A 16,085-nucleotide genomic window follows, 5' to 3' on the forward strand; every position below is an offset into this window, starting at 1 on the left:
ACCGGTGGTGGATGCCCGGACGTCGACTTCGCGAGGTCGACGACCAGGGCACGGTCACTGGTTGGTGGTGGTGGCCGAGAGCTGCGTGGAGTCCCAGCTGTACGCGGCGGAGGCGGTCTTGCCCTGCTGCGTGTTGTCGGCGGTGTCGGCGAGGCGCACCGAGAAGGTGTAGTTGCTCACGACGCCGGGCTCGACCGTGCCCAGGGTGTTCTTCTTGCCGTCGACGAGGCCGCCGAAGTTGCCGCTGTAGACCTGGGTGCCCGAGGTCGTGTTGGTGATGGTGAGCGTCAGGGCGTCGTCGGCGAACTGGTTCGTCGAGGTGGTCTCGGTCAGGCTGAACGCGGCCGGCAGCGAGCCGGTGTTGGTGATGGTCAGGCTGCCGTTGACGACGTCGCCGGGCTTGATGTTGGTGAGGTTGAAGACCGCGGCGTTGCTCTTGGAGTTGGTGTGCGACAGCGTGCCGGAGGTCACCGAGCTGATGGTGTTGGCCGTGCTCGAGGTGAACGTGGCGCCCGAGCCGATGGCGACGGCGCCGGCGGCGAGGAGCGTGGCGAGGGGGACGAGGACCTTCTTGGTGTTCATGGGGATTCTTCCTGTGTGGACCGGTGGGGCTCGACCGTGGTCGAGGTGATGGCTACGACGCTACGGAGCCCAGATCCACACGAGTCCCCCACGAGCTCCCCACGAGATCCACATCTCGGAACTCCCCGCCGGCTACCTCGCTGGGAGCTCGAACCACACTGCGGCGCCGCCGGTGGGCGACTCGTCCACGCCCACCCGGCCCCCGTGCGCATGGACCAGGCGACGCGTGGTGGCCAGGCCGATGCCGTGCCCGCCGGGGTCGTCGCCGCGGTCGTACAGGTCGAAGACCGCGCTCCGGCGAGAGGGCTCGATGCCGCGCCCGTTGTCGGCCACGACGACCCGCCAGGCGTCGCCGCGTCGCTCGGCGCTCACGACCACCTGGGCGGGCACGCCCTCGCGGGTGAACTTGAGCGCGTTGGTCAGCAGGTTGAGCACGACGGAGTAGAGCATGTCGGCGTCGACGGCCATGGTGGGCAGCGCCTCGACGGTGATCGTGGCGTCGCCGCGGCGCACCACGGGCTCCAGGTCCGCGAGGGCCAGCGTGAACACGTGCTCCAGGGGCGTCTCGACGAGCGACAGCCGTCCGCCGCGCACCGCGAAGTCGAGCATCTCCTCGATCATGCGGTTCATGCGTCGGCCCGCCTCCGACACGGCGCGCACGACGGCGCCGAGGTCGTCGTGGGTGACCACCACGGGCTCGGTCTCGAGCAGCTCGGCGTTGGCGAGGATGGCGGTGAGCGGGCTGCGGAGGTCGTGGCTGACCTGACCCGCGAAGAGCGCCAGGTGGTGGTTGGCCCGCTCCAGCTCGCGGGTGCGCAGACGCAGCTCGAGGACGTCCATCACCTGCCCGGCCACGGTGCGCAACGAGACCTCCTGCGCGGGCGTCAGGGTGCGTGCGGTCTCGTCGAACAGGCACAGCCGGCCGAGGTGCACGTCGTCGGGCGTGATCAACGGCGCCGACGCGTAGAAGCGCACGGCGCCGATGTCGCCGGTGACGAACGGGTTGGTGCGGAACCGCTCGTCCTGCGTCGCGTCGGGCACGACCACGTTCCCGGTCTCGGTCATCACGGCAGCGCACATGGAGTCCGAACGGGAGCAGACGGACGGCTCGATGCCGGCCGTCGCGACGATCTGGTGCTGCTGGTTGCGCGTGATGATGTTGATGGCTGCGCTGGGCACGTCGCACGCCTGCGCGACGAGGTCGACGAGCGCCTGCAGGTCGCGGCCCACGGGCTCGCTGAGCACGGCGTAGCGCTCCAGCTCGAGCTCCTGCTGCTCGATCGTTCCCCCGACGACGGTGCTCACCGGACCTCCTCGATCGCTTCGACCGACCATGTCACATCTGGCGCGTCCCGGCGCGGCCCGCCGCCGCGGCGATCCGTGCCGGTCGCCGGACGGACGTACGGAATTGGCCGACCGGACGCCGGATCGGACGAAGTGAGAGGTATGATCCAAACATGAACCTGCGCCTCAAGAAGTCCGCCGCCGCGGTGGCCATCGTCCTGACCGCCGGCCTCGGCCTCGCCGCCTGTGGTGGTGGTGACGACTCCTCCAGCGCCAAGGGAGACACGTCCTCGGTCGGTGAGAAGGCCGACACCGAGCTCACCCAGGAGAACTTCTTCACGGAGGTGACCAAGGCCCAGCAGGACGCCAAGACCAGCCACGTCGAGATGGCGTTCGGCGTCGGTGGCCAGGACATCAAGGCCTCCGGCGACGTGTCGACCGGCAAGTCCGCTGCCGACTCCGCCATGAGCATGACCATGACGCTCGGCGCCCAGGGCGAGATGGAGATGCGCCTCATCGACGGCGTGCTCTACATGAACATGGGCTCGATGACGCAGAACAAGTTCACGAAGATCGACCTCAACGACAAGGACAACCCGCTCGGCGAGCAGTACGGCGGTCTCCTCGACAGCGTCGACCCCTCCAAGCAGATCGAGCAGATGCAGGAGGCCGTCACCGGCTTCGAGCAGAAGGGCGACGCGGAGAAGCTCGACGGCGTCGAGGCCACCCCGTACGTCGTGACCGTGGACTCCAGCAAGCTCACCGAGCAGCTGGGTGCCACCGGCCAGGACGCCGCGCAGGTCCCCGACACCCTCACGTACACGATGTACATCGGTCCGGACAACCTGCCGCGTCGCATCCTCATGGACGTCGCGGGCACGAAGATGACCATGGACTACACCAAGTGGGGCGAGGACGTCACCATCGAGGCGCCGGCGAAGGACCAGATCTCCGACGTCGACCTCTCCCAGATGGGCGGTGCCTGAGTCCGAGCGGGCCCACCCGGCACCTGCCGGGTGACGCCGCTCGACCAGCGCTCCGCACGAGCCCCCGTCGCACCGATTTGGTGCGGCGGGGGCTCGTGCGTAGACTGACCACGCCGAAGACCGCTGGCCGGGCCCCGCAAGGGGCCCGCGAAGTGCCTCGAACGAGGCGGCCCGCGCAGGTGTCCTTCAGAGGTGGGTCCGTCAGGACCTCCCGACGACGTGCACCGCAGCGCGTGCGTCGGTCGAGGCAACGACCACCAGAAGGAGACCCATGGCAAGCCCGGACAAGGTTGCTGCCGTCGCCGAGCTCACGCAGAGCCTGCGCGACTCCGACGGCATCGTCCTCACCGAGTACCGCGGTCTCACCGTGAAGCAGCTGCAGGAACTGCGGCGCTCGCTCGGTGAGGGTGCGAGCTATGCCGTCGCCAAGAACACGCTGACGAGGATCGCGGCCAAGGAGGCCGGGGTCGACCTGTCGGACGACCTGCTCACCGGCCCGACCGCCATCGCCTTCATCAAGGGCGACGTCGTCGAGGCCGCCAAGGGTCTGCGTGACTTCGCGAAGGCGAACACCACCCTCGTCATCAAGGGAGGCTTCCTCGACGGGAAGTCGCTCGATGCCGACGAGGTCAAGAAGCTGGCGGACCTCGAGTCGCGCGAGGTCCTCCTCGCCAAGCTCGCCGGCGCCATGAAGGGCAGCCTTCAGAACGCCGCGTCCCTCTTCAACGCCCCGCTCGCCCAGACGGCCCGCCTCGTGGCGGCCCTCGAGGCGAAGAAGGCCGAAGAGGCTCCCGCCGACGCTTCCACCGACACTGCTGCCGAGGCCCCCGCGGCCGAGGCGGCACCCGAGGTCGAGGCTCCCGCCGAGACCGACTCAACCGAGGGCTGAACGCCCGATCTGATCGGGACCCCCTCGGGGTCTCACCAACGAAAGGACGCCACATCATGGCGAAGCTCAGCACCGACGAGCTGCTCGACGCATTCAAGGAACTGACCCTCATCGAGCTCTCCGAGTTCGTGAAGGCCTTCGAGGAGACCTTCGAGGTCACCGCCGCTGCCCCCGTGGCCGTGGCCGCTGCGGCCCCCGCTGCCGCCGGTGGCGACGCCGGTGGCGACGCCGCCGAGCAGGACGAGTTCGACGTCGTCCTCGAGTCGGCCGGCGACAAGAAGATCCAGGTCATCAAGGAGGTGCGCGGTCTCACGAGCCTCGGCCTGAAGGAGGCCAAGGACCTCGTCGAGGGCGCTCCGAAGCCCGTCCTGGAGAAGGTCGCCAAGGATGCCGCCGAGAAGGCCAAGGAGGCCCTCGAGGCCGCCGGCGCCACCGTCACGCTCAAGTGACCTGGCTGTCAGCCTGACGTCCACGTGACGTCGACGCAGACCCCCGCCGACCCGGTTCCGACCGGCTCGGCGGGGGTCTCGTCATGTCCGGAGGCGGCGATCGCGTCGGCCGTCGCGCTCCGTCGAGGGGGCCGAACGGCAGGGCCCAGGACGTGACCGAGGCCACCTTTGTGACTCGCAGTTGCATGAGGTACGGTCTCTGAGACCTGCGACACGTTACTCGCGGGTCATCACGACGGAGCGAACTCGTAACCGAGTCGCCCGAAATTCGTTAGGCTGGGTGGCCCGGGTCACATCGACTGCGGGCCCGGTACGGGGACCGGCCGAGCTGGAGTGGAGGAGGGGTCCGTGGGCGTCGAGGTCAAGGTCGAGAACCTGACGAAGAGCTTCGGCTCGCAGCTGATCTGGGGCGACGTCTCGTTGACCCTCCCCGCGGGTGAGATCTCCGTGATGCTCGGTCCGTCGGGCACGGGCAAGTCGGTGTTCCTCAAGACGCTGATCGGTCTGCTGAAGCCCGACGAGGGCCACATCTGGATCGAGGGCGTCGACATCGCGACGTGCAAGGAGAAGGACCTCTACGAGATCCGCAAGCTGTTCGGCGTGCTGTTCCAGGACGGCGCCATGTTCGGCTCCATGGACCTCTACGACAACTGCGCCTTCCCGCTGCGCGAGCACACCAAGAAGTCCGAGTCCGAGATCCGCCAGATCGTCATGGACAAGATGGACATCGTCGGCCTGGCCGGTGCGGAGAACAAGCTCCCCGGCGAGATCTCCGGCGGCATGCGCAAGCGTGCCGGCCTGGCCCGTGCACTCGTGCTGGAGCCGGAGATCCTGCTCATCGACGAGCCCGACTCCGGTCTCGACCCGGTGCGCACGGCCTACATCAACCAGCTCTTCATCGACCTGAACGCGCAGATCGACGCGACGTTCCTGATCGTCACCCACGACATCAACTCCACGCGCACGGTGCCCGACAACATCGGCCTGCTCTACCACAAGCACCTGGCGATGTTCGGTCCGCGCGAGATGCTCCTGTCGAGCACCGAGCCGGTGGTCGCGCAGTTCCTCAACGCCCAGCGCGTCGGTCCCATCGGCATGTCCGAGGAGAAGGACGCCGACGAGCTCGCCGCGGAGTCCGAGATCGAGATGCCGCCCCTGCCGCCCATCCCGCGCCAGCTCGAGCCCTCCGACGGCCGTCCGCGCACCGCGCAGCGCGAGCCGGGTGCCTGGTGCCGCGACAACGGCATCACGCCCCCGCCCGGGTCGTTCGACGAGAACATGAGCCTCGCTCCGGGCAGCACCGCGTGAGCGCAACCAAGATCGCGGCGCCCGCACGGATCGCAGGTGGCCTCTTCGCCTTCATGCTCGACGTCACCGTCGCGCTGTTCCGGCGACCCTTCCAGCTCAAGGAGTTCCTGACCCAGGCCTGGTTCATCGTCACCGTGACGATCGTGCCGACGGCCCTGGTCTCGATCCCCTTCGGTGCCGTCATCGCCCTCCAGGTCGGCGGGCTCATCAAGCAGTTCGGTGCGCAGTCGTTCACCGGCTCCGCCGCGGTGCTGGCCGTCGTGCGCGAGGCCGGGCCCATCGCCACCGCGCTGCTCATCGCCGGTGCCGCAGGCTCGGCCATCGCGGCCGACTTCGGCTCGCGGAAGATCCGCGAGGAGCTCGACGCCATGATGGTGCTGGGCATCGACCCCATCCAGCGTCTCGTCGTGCCTCGCGTGCTCGCGGCCATGCTCATCGCCGTCTTCCTCAACGGCCTGGTGACGATCGTCGGTGTCGCCGGCGGCTACGTGTTCAACGTCGTGCTGCAGGACGGCACACCAGGGGCCTATCTGGCCTCGTTCACGGCCCTGGCCCAGCTGCCCGACATGTACCAAGGCATGGTGAAGGCCGTCATCTTCGGCTACATCGCGGCCATCGTGGCCGCCTACAAGGGGATGAACGCCAAGGGCGGCCCGAAGGGCGTGGGCGACGCGGTCAACGAGGCCGTCGTCATCACCTTCCTGCTGCTGTTCATCGTGAACTTCTTCGTGTCGTCCATCTACATCCAGCTCGTCCCACCGAAGGGGATGTGACATGGCGACGAAGATCAGTGCCGTCTACGAGCGCCCCGCGGCAGCGCTGGAGGGCCTCGGCACCCAGCTGCTGTTCTACCTGCGCGTCCTGCGGGCCATCCCGTTCACGATCAAGAACTACAGCCGCGAGATCCTGCGCCTGCTGGCCGAGGTCGCGCTCGGCTCCGGCGCCCTCGCCGTCATCGGCGGAACCGTCGGCGTCATCGTGGCCATGTGCTTCTTCACCGGCACCGAGGTCGGCATCCAGGGCTTCGCCGCGCTTGACCAGCTCGGCACCGCTGCACTGTCCGGCTTCGTCTCGGCCTACTTCAACACGCGCGAGATCGCGCCGATCGTCGCCGGCATCGCGCTCGCCGCGACCGTCGGCTGCGGCTTCACCGCCCAGCTCGGCGCCATGCGGATCTCCGAGGAGGTCGACGCGCTCGAGGTCATGGCCGTGCCGTCGATGCAGTTCCTCGTCACCACGCGCGTGCTGGCCGGGCTCATCGCCGTGGTCCCGCTCTACGTCGTCGGCCTGCTGTCGTCCTACTTCGCGACCAGATTGACGATCACGCAGTTCCTCGGGCAGAGCACCGGAACCTACGACCACTACTTCTCGACGTTCCTGCCACCGGGTGACGTGCTGTGGTCGTTCGGCAAGGTGCTGATCTTCGCCGTCGTGGTGATCCTGATCCACTGCTACTACGGCTACTACGCCTCCGGCGGACCCGCGGGCGTGGGTGTGGCCGTGGGCCGCGCCGTCCGTACGTCGATCGTCGCCGTCAACGTCGTCGACCTGCTCGCCTCCATGGCGATCTGGGGCACGACTGTCACCGTCAGATTGGCGGGTTGACGATGGCTGCCACTCCCTTCGCCGAGCGCCCCACGAGCCTGAAGCTCCTCGGGGCCGGTCTCGTCGTCCTCATGGCCTTCTTCGTCTGGCTGACGTTCGCGTTCTTCTCCAAGACCTTCGTGGCCACCGACGACGTCACCGTCGACACCGGCAAGGCCGGCCTGAACCTGCCGCAGGCCGCCGACGTCAAGCTGCGCGGCATGATCGTGGGCGAGGTCAAGGACGTCGAGCCGCGCGACGGCGGCGTGCGACTCGTGCTCGGTCTCAAGCCCGACCTGATCGGCCAGGTGCCGGCCGACGTCACCGCGGAGATCGTGCCCAAGACCCTGTTCGGCGAGAAGTACGTCGCGCTGATCCCCGCCGACGACGCGGGCAGCGAGCGGCTGAAGGCCGGCGACACGATCCAGCGCGCCGAGGTGCCGATCGAGGTCGAGGAGCTGCTCAACGACCTCTACCCGCTGTTGCAGGCCGTGGAACCGGCCGAGCTGTCGTACACGCTCACGGCGGTCTCCCAGGCGCTCGAGGGACGCGGTGAGAAGCTCGGCGAGACCCTCGTGTCGGCCAACGAGTACCTCACGGCACTCAACCCCGACGTCCCGACGCTCGTCGACGACCTCACCAAGCTCGGCACCGTCTCCGACGGCTACGCCGCGCAGATGCCCACCCTCGGGCGCCTGCTGAAGAACACGGTCGTCACCGGCAACACGGTGGTCGCCAAGCGCACGCAGCTCGCGGCGTTCTTCGACGAGGGCACCCGGCTCGCGAACACGCTGACCGACTTCGTCGACGCCAACGGCGAGAACCTCGAGGTGCTCGCGAAGCAGAACCGTGAGCTGCTCGGCGTGACCGCCGACTACGCCAGCACCTTCCCCTGCTTCACCGGCGGCATGGCCACCGTGCTGCCGAAGCTCGACAGCGTCCTGCGCAACAACACCGTGCACATCGACCTGGAGCTCCTGGCCGAGCAGCCCACCGGCTACCAGCTGGGGGAGAACGCCGTGGTGCCCGACAACAAGACCCTCGACGAGGCCGAGCAGACCGACCCGAACAAGGTGAAGTACATCGACGCGCCGGACAAGGACAACGGTCGGCTCCCCAACACCCTGGGCGCCGTGTGCGAGGACCTCAAGGTCTTCAAGAAGAACGCCAACGACCCGAGCAAGTGGCCCTACAACCAGGCCGACCCGTTCCAGGTCGCTCCGGAGATCTACAAGCTCGTGGGCGTCGAGAACAGCCACAACGGCAAGTTCGGCAGCGAGGCGGACTTCGATCGCGCGGCCGTGGCCAACCTCGACTCGGCCGGCTTCTGGAACCCCAGCCTGGCCGACACCGACAGCGCCCAGCAGCGTGACGACGTGCGCCAGATGGCCGCCGCCGTGGCCGGTGTCGACGCCGACCGCGTCCCCGACGCCGCCTCGCTCCTGCTCAGCCCGATCCTGCGCGGCACGGAGGTGACCATTCGATGAGCAAGGCTCTGGACCGCGAGTCCATCTCCGCGATCGTCAAGCTGTCGATCTTCTTCGTCGTCACCGGTGCGGCCACGTTCCTGCTGATGCTGACCCTCAGCGGGGCCAACCTCGGCAGCAGCAACGAGTACAAGGCCGTCTTCTCCGACGTCACCGGCGTGGCCAAGGGCGACGACGTCCGCATCGCCGGCGTCTCCGTCGGGTCGATCAAGAAGGTCGAGATCCACGACACCGACGAGGCCATCATCACCTTCTCGGTGCGCACCTCGACCCCGCTCACCCGGGACACCAACGCGCAGCTGCGGTTCCGCAACCTCGTCGGCCAGCGCTACCTGGCGCTCTTCCAGGGCGGCGAGGGCGGCACCGCACGTCTGGCCCCGGGCTCGACCATCCCGCAGGACCGCACCGAGGAGGCACTCGACCTCAACGTGCTGCTCAACGGCTTCAAGCCCGTCTTCCAGGCGCTGTCGCCGTCGGACACCAACAAGTTCGCCTTCGAGATCGTCCAGACCCTGCAGGGCGAGGCCGGCAACGTCCAGAGCCTGCTGGCCCGCACCGCGTCGCTGACCAGCACGCTCGCCGACCGCGACGAGCTCATCGGCGACGTCGTGGTGAACCTGTCCGACGTGCTCGACACGATCGGCAGCCGCGACCAGCAGCTCACGGCCACGATCGACACCCTCCAGCAGTTCGTGACCGGTCTGAAGGGCGATCGTGAGGCGATCCTCGGCTCGCTCGACTCCATCTCCGACCTCACCACCGAGACCTCCAACCTGCTCGTGGAGGGCCGGCCCGACCTCACGGCCGACGTCAAGCAACTGCGCCGCCTGACCAAGAACCTGTCGAGCGAGCGCAACCTCAAGACCATCGAGGAAGCCGTGCAGATCCTGCCCATCAAGATGGAGAAGCTGGGCAACCTGACCTCCAACGGCAGCGTGTTCAACTTCTACGTCTGCGAGCTGAACGTCGACGTCTCCCAGCTCACCGGGACGCCGCTCGACGGCCTGCTCGACGGCCTGATCAGCGAGCTGGGCGCCGTCCAGGCCGGCGGCGACCGTTGCCGTACCGGCAACGGCGAGTACGGGAAGGCCGCGTCATGAAGCCCTTCCGCGAACGCAATCCCGTCATCATCGGCCTGATCGGCTTCTCCCTGATCGCGCTGCTGCTCGTCGCGGCCTTCCGCGCCGACCGGCTCCCGATCATCGGCGCCGGCGACACGTACCACGCCGAGTTCTCCGAGATCGGCGGCCTCAAGGACGGCAACGAGGTCCGCGTGGCCGGCGTGCCGGTCGGCAAGGTGCGTGGCATCGAGCTCGCCGGCAACAAGGTCAAGGTCACGTTCAAGGTCGACAAGGGCACGCGGCTGGGCCGCGAGACGGGTGCGGAGGTCCGCATCCGCACGCTCCTCGGCGCGCAGTTCCTGGCGCTCACGCCCTCGGGCTCGGGCCGTCTCGAGAAGGGCACCACGATCCCGGTGTCCCGCACGGTGCCGCCGTACGACGTGGTGCAGGCCTTCTCCGACCTCAGCACCACCACCGACGCGCTCGACGTCGGCCAGATCTCCGACGCGCTCGAGACGCTGTCCGACGTCGCTGCCCAGACCCCCGAGGAGTTCCGCGGCGCGATCCAGGGGGTCTCGGACCTCTCGCGCAACCTCGCGGCCCGCGACGACCAGATCAACACCCTGCTGGTGAACCTCAAGAAGGTCACAGGGGTCATCAACTCGCGCGACGACGAGCTCGTCCAGCTGGTGAAGGACTCCTCGGTGCTCTTCGACGCCGTCACCGAGCGCCGCGAGGCCATCCACCGCCTGCTCGTCTCGACGCAACAGATCTCCGAGCAGCTCAGCGCCCTCGTGGACGACACGGAGGCCGACCTCAAGCCCGCCCTCAGGCAGCTGCGCGCCGTCACGACCATGCTGGCGCGCAACGAGCAGAGCCTCGACCGCGCCCTCACCGTGATGCCCGGCTTCCTGCGGGTCTTCGCCAACGCCCTGGGCAACGGTCCGTGGTTCGAGACCTACGTCAAGATCGGAGGTGCCGGATGACCAGGCTCGCCGGCGCCGCCCGCATCCTCACCGTGCTCGTCGCCCTCGTCCTCGTCGTGGGACTGGTGATCGTCTTCGGCCAGCGCGACGCGAAGAACACGATCACGGTCGACTTCGCCCAGACCAACTCGCTGTACGAGGGTTCGGACGTCCGCATCCTCGGCGTGGCCGTCGGCACCGTCGACCGGCTCGTCCCGCGCGGCGAGACCGTGCGCGCGACGATCTCCTACGACGCCGACGTCAAGCTGCCGGCCGACGTCAAGGCCGTCGTGGTCTCGCCGTCGATCGTGGGGGACCGGTTCGTGCAGCTGGCACCGGCCTACGACGGTGGCCAGGTGCTGGCGGACGGCGCCCGGCTGGGCGTCGACCGCACCGCCGTGCCGGTGGAGCTCGACCAGATCTACAAGTCGCTCGACGACCTGTCGGTGGCCCTGGGTCCCGAGGGCGCCAACAAGGACGGTGCCGTGAGCAACCTGGTGAAGGACACCGCGGCACAGCTCGACGGTCAGGGCACCCAGCTCAACGAGACGCTGCGCAACTTCGGCAAGCTCAGCCAGACGCTCTCCGACAACAAGGACGAGCTGTTCGGCAGCATGCGCGAGGTCGACCAGTTCGTGCAGCTGCTCCAGACCAACGACCAGGCGGTCCGCGACTTCTTCGACAGCACGGCGGAGGTCTCCACCGTGCTCGAGGGTGAGCGCGAGGACCTGCAGGCCACGGTGAAGGCGCTGGCCAAGGCCCTCGTCGAGGTGCGCGGGCTCGTCAAGGACAACCGCTCGGAGCTGCGCGGCAACGTCAAGCAGCTCGCGACGATCGCCGAGGTGCTGGGTGACCACCAGAAGGACCTCGAGGAGTTCACCGTGAGCGGCCCCACGGCGCTGTCGAACGTCGCGCTGTCCTACAACGGTGACTCCGGCACGCTCGACAACCACGCCGACGTGCTCGGTCTCGTGCTCGGGGCCGCCGAGAACCCCGGCGACCTCCTGTGCAACCTCAGCGAGCAGCTCCCGGTCGACCTCAACGGACCCTGCGAGGACGTGCTCGGCCCGATCCTCGACGGGATCGTCTCGCCGATCATCGGCGGGCTCCCGCTCCCGCGTGCCGCCGTGGCGAACGCGGCGGCGGCCGAGCCCACGTCGCCGGACCGCACGGACACGTCCCTCTCCCAGATGCTGGCGGTGGACCGATGAGCACCCGGACCATGAACGCCTCCACGCGACGACGCCCCTGGCGGACCGTGGCCGTCGGCGCGGCGAGCACCCTGCTGCTCTCGGGCTGCTCGTTCTCGCCCTACGAGCTCCCGCTGCCCGGCGGCGCGGACCTCGGGTCCGACCCGTACACCGTCACGGTGCAGTTCCGCGACGTCCTCGACCTGGTGCCCCAGAGTGCCGTCCGGGTCGACGACATCGCGGTCGGCAAGGTCACCAAGATCCGGCTCGACGGCTGGACGGCCACCGCCACGCTCAAGATCAACCGCGACGTGGAGCTGCCCGACAACGCCGAGGCGCAGATCCGCCAGACGAGCCTGCTGGGCGAGAAGTTCGTGTCGCTCGCCCCGCCGACCACCGGCGGTGTGGGCCAGCTCGGCAACGGCGACCGCATCCCGCTCGAGCGCTCGGGGCGCAACCCCGACATCGAGGAGGTGCTGGGCGCTGCGTCCCTGCTGCTCAACGGCGGCGGGCTCGAGAAGACCAACACCATCGTCAAGGAGCTCAACAAGACGCTCGACGGCAACGAGCCGGAGATCAAGCAGCTCCTGCAGAGCACCACGACGTTCGTCGGCCAGCTCGACGACAACAAGGCCGACATCCTCACCGCGCTCGAGAAGGTCGACAACCTCGCCCGGGCCACGCAGGACCAGGAGGGCGCCATCACCGCCGCACTCGACGACCTGCCCGAGGCCCTGCGGGTGCTGAACGCCCAGCGCGACGACCTCGTCGGCCTGCTCACCTCGCTCGACCGGCTCAGCGGCACCGCGACCGGGGTCATCCGCCGGTCGAAGGACGACACGCTGGCGGTGCTGCGCGACCTCGAGCCGACGCTGCGCGAGCTGGCGAACGCCGGCGACGACCTCGCGACCGCGAGCCAGCTGATCTTCAGCTTCCCGTTCACCGACGCGATCGTCGGCGGCAGCCCCGCCCGTGCGAGCAACCCCTGCACGGCCTACAACCCCGACGACGCCTCCACGCAGAACGACGCGACCGTCCGTCAGGACGTGGCCGACGGCGCCTGCTACGGCGACTTCATGAACCTCGACATCAACCTGTCGCTGAACACCAACCAGCTCACGAGCCTGGTCCAGGGCCTGCTGTCGCTCGGCAACACGCTCGTCCCGGCCGGGGCCACCGCCGAGGCGCCCGCGGAGGGCGAGACGGCGGCGACGGACCCGGCGGGCCAGCTCGTCGACCTGGTCGAGGGCCTCACGTCACTGCCCACCGACGGGGGCCTCGGGTCGCTCACCGGCTCCACGCCGAGGCCCAGCGCCTCGCCGTCCGCAGGGTCGAGCAGCTCGGGCCAGGGCGGTTCGAGCCAGGGCGGATCGGGTGGGAGCGGCATCTGCGCGCTCCTCGGCAACTGCCGGGTCACCACCACGAGCCAGCTGATGGCCGAGCAGACCGAGGACGTCGGCCGGCTCGTTCTCGGACCGGTGGTGTCGCGATGATCACCAGGCTCACCAAGATCCAGCTCGTCATCTTCGCCATCATCGTGGCGGTCGGTGCGACCTTCGTCGGCGGCAAGTACGCCCAGCTCGACCGGCTCTTCATCGACCGGACCTTCCCGGTCACGGCCGACTTCGCCGACTCCGGCGGCATCTTCGCCGGCGCCGAGGTGACCTACCGCGGCATCGCGGTCGGCAAGGTCAAGCAGCTGAAGTTCACCGACGACGGCGTGGACGTGATCCTCGACATCGAGAAGAGCGCCCCCAAGATCTCCGACGACGTGGTCGCCACCGTGGCCAACAAGTCGGCCATCGGCGAGCAGTACGTCGACCTGTCGCCGCGCTCCAACCAGGCTCCGTACCTCAAGGCCGGCGCCGTCATCCCGCGGTCGGACACGAACATCCCGATCTCCACCACGACGCTGCTGCTCAACCTGAACTCGCTGGTCTCCAGCATCGACACCGGCAGCCTCAAGACCGTGGTCGACGAGCTCGGCGCCGCCTTCGAGGGGACCGCGCCCGACCTGGAGCGCATCCTCGACACGTCGTCGGAGTTCATCGAGGCCGCCCAGGAGAACCTCGGCGTGACCCAGAGCCTCATCCGCAACTCCTCGGGAGTCCTGCAGACCCAGATCGACAAGCAGCCGCAGCTCGCGACGTTCGCCGAGAACCTCGCGCTGCTCTCGGACACGCTGGTCGACGCGGACCCGGACCTGCGACGTCTGGTCGACGAGGGCGCGCCGAGCGCGGCGCTGGTCAACGACGTCGTGGAGGAGAACGCAGCCGAGCTGCAGACGATCTTCGCCGACCTGCGCTCGGCCACCGAGCCGCTCGCGCGCAACGCCAAGTCGCTGCGGGTGCTGGCGATCCTCTACCCGTACCTGCTCGAGGGCTCGTTCAGCGTGGTCGCCCCGGCCAAGCAGGCCGAGGGCGAGTTCGACGCCACGTTCGGCCTGGTCATCACCAACCCGGCCGACCCGGCCGCGATCAAGCCGTGCGACGAGGACGACAACGGACAGCGCCCGCGCCGTGAGCCGCAGGAGCTCTACGACATGCAGTTCGACCTTGAGGCCGGCTGTATCGTCAAGGACAAGGTCCCGCGCGGGCCCGACAAGACCGTCATCAACCGTGACCGGGCCGCCGTGGGAACCGGGGCGGACGCCGCCGGAAAGGACTCGTGGAAGTGGCTCCTGCTCGGACCGGCGACCAGCTGACCGCGCACCGCACCTCCCGCACCCTCGTCGTGCTCGCCGTCCTCGGCGTGCTCGTGGGGGTCGCGGGCCTGGTGGTGCCGCGTGTGCTCGGCGACGGTGGCGAGGACTCGGACCGCGCCGCCGTGGCGGCGCGGGTCAACGACTTCGCCACGGTGTACAACACCTACGACGTCGCCGACCTGCCGGGCTACCAGGAGCGCATGAAGCCGCTGCTGACCCCGGGCTACTTCACCGAGTTCGAGCGGATCACCAGTGCCGTCTTCGGGGCCCTCGAGTCCAAGGACCAGAAGAGCGGCGACGCCAACGTGCTCGGGGTCGCCGTCGACAGCATCGACGACGACTCGGCCGTGGCCATCGTCGCCGTCGACGCCTCGATCACGACGTCGGCGGACGAGGCAGCCGTGCAGCGTCGCTTCCGCTGGAAGGTCACGCTCACGCGCAGCGGCGACGACTGGCTCGTGAGCCAGTTCGAGACCGTCGTGCCGCTCGACGCGACCACGGGCGAGCCCGGCACCGACGAGGGCGCCACCCCGGCGCCGAGCGCCACCCCGAGCGCCGGCGCGGAGCCCCAGGAGACGCCGGAGGCCGACCAGTGAGCACCCACGACGGATCCTCCAGGCGCCGCCGCATCGCCGGCGAGAGCAAGCCGAGCGACGCGCCCCGCCCCGGACCGGCCAAGAAGGTCGTCAAGAAGCCTGTCGCGCGCCCCGGCACGCCCCCGACGTCGACGCCCGGCTCGACCCCGCGCGAGGAGCCGGCCACGCCCGTCGAGGAGTCGACCACTGGTCCTGCTGCCCCCGAGGCGACCCCGACCGAGGACCGCGACACCGGCGCCGCCGACGCCGAGCAGGTCGGGACCGGCGCGGACCAGGACCACGACGAGGACCGTGTCGCCGCGCCGCGCGTGGCTCCGCGGGTCGCGCGTCGTCAGGACCGTGCCGCCGCAGCCGCGGCCACCGACGGGGAGCCCACGTCGGAGACCGCGTCGGCCGTGCCGGCGGAGCCGAGCGGTCCGCGTGGCCGTCTCCCGCTCGGTCGGGTCCTGCTGCTCGCCATGGTGGTGGGCGCGCTCGTGTTCGGCGCGTTCTTCGGGTACCGCGGCGTCGCCGAGTGGCGCCAGACGCACGGCGTGGACGGCGCGCACGAGCAGGCGGCCGAGACCGCGGCGTCCGCGGCGGAGACGATCTTCACCTATCGCTACGACCAGCTCGACCAGTACCTCGAGGACTCCAAGGACGTCATGACGCCCTCGTTCGCGAAGGACTTCGAGACCATCTCGCCGGCCCTCAACGACCTGGCCCCGCAGCGCAAGATCCAGGTCGAGGCCACGACCCGTGACTCCGCCGCGCTGCCGTGCGGGGACGACTGCACCCGGAGCGAGGCGAAGGTCCTGCTCTTCGTCGACCAGGCCCGGCTCGCCGACGGGTCGCAGGTGCCGACGGTCTTCGGCAACCGTGTCGAGCTCACCATGGTCGAGCGCGACGGCCGCTGGCTCGTCGACGACATCCAGGCGCTCTGAACCGACGCCCGCCATCGGGCGACGGCGCTTCGCCCGGTGCCGACCGGGCACCTGGCGTCGTCGAGAATCCCTGGCAT

At 69.3% G+C, this 16,085-nt stretch carries 16 protein-coding genes; 14 read left to right on the forward strand and 2 right to left on the reverse strand.

Annotated features, from left to right (window positions below; genetic code table 11):
• Positions 1-54: 54 nt before the first annotated feature.
• A complete protein-coding gene (locus RQG84_RS13255) occupies positions 55-582 on the reverse strand; it encodes a TasA family protein (protein ID WP_055964191.1) in 528 nt (175 codons plus the stop codon).
• Positions 583-714: 132 nt separating this feature from the next.
• Complete coding sequence (locus RQG84_RS13260) at positions 715-1,887, reverse strand: GAF domain-containing sensor histidine kinase (protein WP_311210396.1); 1,173 nt, start codon at positions 1,885-1,887, stop codon at positions 715-717.
• Positions 1,888-2,039: 152 nt separating this feature from the next.
• Here RQG84_RS13260 and RQG84_RS13265 point away from each other — a divergent pair, with 152 nt between their 5' ends.
• The 14 genes from RQG84_RS13265 (at position 2,040) to RQG84_RS13330 (ending at position 16,008) form a co-directional block, all read left to right on the forward strand.
• Entirely contained in the window at positions 2,040-2,852 is an 813-nt protein-coding gene (locus tag RQG84_RS13265) for a hypothetical protein (RefSeq protein ID WP_311210397.1), read from the forward strand.
• 271 nt (positions 2,853-3,123) lie between these two features.
• Positions 3,124-3,741: a 50S ribosomal protein L10 gene (rplJ, locus tag RQG84_RS13270; protein WP_056573266.1), complete on the forward strand. Its 618-nt coding sequence runs from the start codon at positions 3,124-3,126 to the stop codon at positions 3,739-3,741.
• A gap of 56 nt (positions 3,742-3,797) precedes the next feature.
• Positions 3,798-4,190, forward strand: a complete 393-nt coding sequence (gene rplL, locus RQG84_RS13275) for a 50S ribosomal protein L7/L12 (RefSeq protein ID WP_055964201.1) — start codon at positions 3,798-3,800, stop codon at positions 4,188-4,190.
• Positions 4,191-4,538: 348 nt separating this feature from the next.
• Positions 4,539-5,498, forward strand: a complete 960-nt coding sequence (locus RQG84_RS13280; protein ID WP_311210398.1) for an ABC transporter ATP-binding protein — start codon at positions 4,539-4,541, stop codon at positions 5,496-5,498.
• A gap of 53 nt (positions 5,499-5,551) precedes the next feature.
• Positions 5,552-6,271, forward strand: coding sequence for an ABC transporter permease (locus tag RQG84_RS13285; RefSeq protein WP_082480398.1), 720 nt, complete (start codon positions 5,552-5,554; stop codon positions 6,269-6,271).
• Position 6,272: 1 nt separating this feature from the next.
• A complete protein-coding gene (locus RQG84_RS13290) occupies positions 6,273-7,103 on the forward strand; it encodes an ABC transporter permease (protein ID WP_055964208.1) in 831 nt (276 codons plus the stop codon).
• 2 nt (positions 7,104-7,105) lie between these two features.
• Positions 7,106-8,569 (forward strand): MCE family protein, encoded by a 1,464-nt coding sequence (locus RQG84_RS13295; protein ID WP_311210399.1) that lies wholly within the window; start codon positions 7,106-7,108, stop codon positions 8,567-8,569.
• The gene (locus RQG84_RS13300) at positions 8,566-9,669 is read left to right on the forward strand and encodes an MCE family protein (protein ID WP_257729592.1); all 1,104 of its coding nucleotides are present in this window, start codon (positions 8,566-8,568) and stop codon (positions 9,667-9,669) included. Before RQG84_RS13295 ends, RQG84_RS13300 begins: the two co-directional genes overlap by 4 nt.
• Positions 9,666-10,616, forward strand: coding sequence for an MCE family protein (locus tag RQG84_RS13305; RefSeq protein ID WP_311210400.1), 951 nt, complete (start codon positions 9,666-9,668; stop codon positions 10,614-10,616). The genes RQG84_RS13300 and RQG84_RS13305 overlap by 4 nt, the downstream gene beginning before the upstream one ends.
• Positions 10,613-11,806, forward strand: a complete 1,194-nt coding sequence (locus RQG84_RS13310; RefSeq protein ID WP_311210401.1) for an MCE family protein — start codon at positions 10,613-10,615, stop codon at positions 11,804-11,806. Before RQG84_RS13305 ends, RQG84_RS13310 begins: the two co-directional genes overlap by 4 nt.
• Positions 11,803-13,278: an MCE family protein gene (locus RQG84_RS13315; RefSeq protein WP_311210402.1), complete on the forward strand. Its 1,476-nt coding sequence runs from the start codon at positions 11,803-11,805 to the stop codon at positions 13,276-13,278. The genes RQG84_RS13310 and RQG84_RS13315 overlap by 4 nt, the downstream gene beginning before the upstream one ends.
• Positions 13,275-14,489, forward strand: a complete 1,215-nt coding sequence (locus RQG84_RS13320; protein WP_311210403.1) for an MlaD family protein — start codon at positions 13,275-13,277, stop codon at positions 14,487-14,489. The genes RQG84_RS13315 and RQG84_RS13320 overlap by 4 nt, the downstream gene beginning before the upstream one ends.
• Positions 14,459-15,085: a hypothetical protein gene (locus tag RQG84_RS13325; protein WP_311210404.1), complete on the forward strand. Its 627-nt coding sequence runs from the start codon at positions 14,459-14,461 to the stop codon at positions 15,083-15,085. The genes RQG84_RS13320 and RQG84_RS13325 overlap by 31 nt, the downstream gene beginning before the upstream one ends.
• Entirely contained in the window at positions 15,082-16,008 is a 927-nt protein-coding gene (locus tag RQG84_RS13330; protein ID WP_311210405.1) for a hypothetical protein, read from the forward strand. Before RQG84_RS13325 ends, RQG84_RS13330 begins: the two co-directional genes overlap by 4 nt.
• Positions 16,009-16,085: the final 77 nt, after the last annotated feature.

Source organism: Aeromicrobium sp. WCS2018Hpa-31 (genome assembly GCF_031843905.1).
Classification (GTDB): domain Bacteria; phylum Actinomycetota; class Actinomycetes; order Propionibacteriales; family Nocardioidaceae; genus Aeromicrobium.

Excerpts from the sequence above, each read along its gene's own strand:
- RQG84_RS13255 (WP_055964191.1), bottom strand. The coding sequence starts at position 582 with ATGAACACCAAGAAGGTCCTCGTCCCCCTCGCCACGCTCCTCGCCGCC.
- RQG84_RS13265 (WP_311210397.1), top strand. The coding sequence starts at position 2,040 with ATGAACCTGCGCCTCAAGAAGTCCGCCGCCGCGGTGGCCATCGTCCTG.
- rplJ (WP_056573266.1), top strand. The coding sequence starts at position 3,124 with ATGGCAAGCCCGGACAAGGTTGCTGCCGTCGCCGAGCTCACGCAGAGC.
- rplL (WP_055964201.1), top strand. The coding sequence starts at position 3,798 with ATGGCGAAGCTCAGCACCGACGAGCTGCTCGACGCATTCAAGGAACTG.
- RQG84_RS13285 (WP_082480398.1), top strand. The coding sequence starts at position 5,552 with ATGCTCGACGTCACCGTCGCGCTGTTCCGGCGACCCTTCCAGCTCAAG.
- RQG84_RS13290 (WP_055964208.1), top strand. The coding sequence starts at position 6,273 with ATGGCGACGAAGATCAGTGCCGTCTACGAGCGCCCCGCGGCAGCGCTG.
- RQG84_RS13295 (WP_311210399.1), top strand. The coding sequence starts at position 7,106 with ATGGCTGCCACTCCCTTCGCCGAGCGCCCCACGAGCCTGAAGCTCCTC.
- RQG84_RS13300 (WP_257729592.1), top strand. The coding sequence starts at position 8,566 with ATGAGCAAGGCTCTGGACCGCGAGTCCATCTCCGCGATCGTCAAGCTG.
- RQG84_RS13305 (WP_311210400.1), top strand. The coding sequence starts at position 9,666 with ATGAAGCCCTTCCGCGAACGCAATCCCGTCATCATCGGCCTGATCGGC.
- RQG84_RS13310 (WP_311210401.1), top strand. The coding sequence starts at position 10,613 with ATGACCAGGCTCGCCGGCGCCGCCCGCATCCTCACCGTGCTCGTCGCC.
- RQG84_RS13315 (WP_311210402.1), top strand. The coding sequence starts at position 11,803 with ATGAGCACCCGGACCATGAACGCCTCCACGCGACGACGCCCCTGGCGG.
- RQG84_RS13320 (WP_311210403.1), top strand. The coding sequence starts at position 13,275 with ATGATCACCAGGCTCACCAAGATCCAGCTCGTCATCTTCGCCATCATC.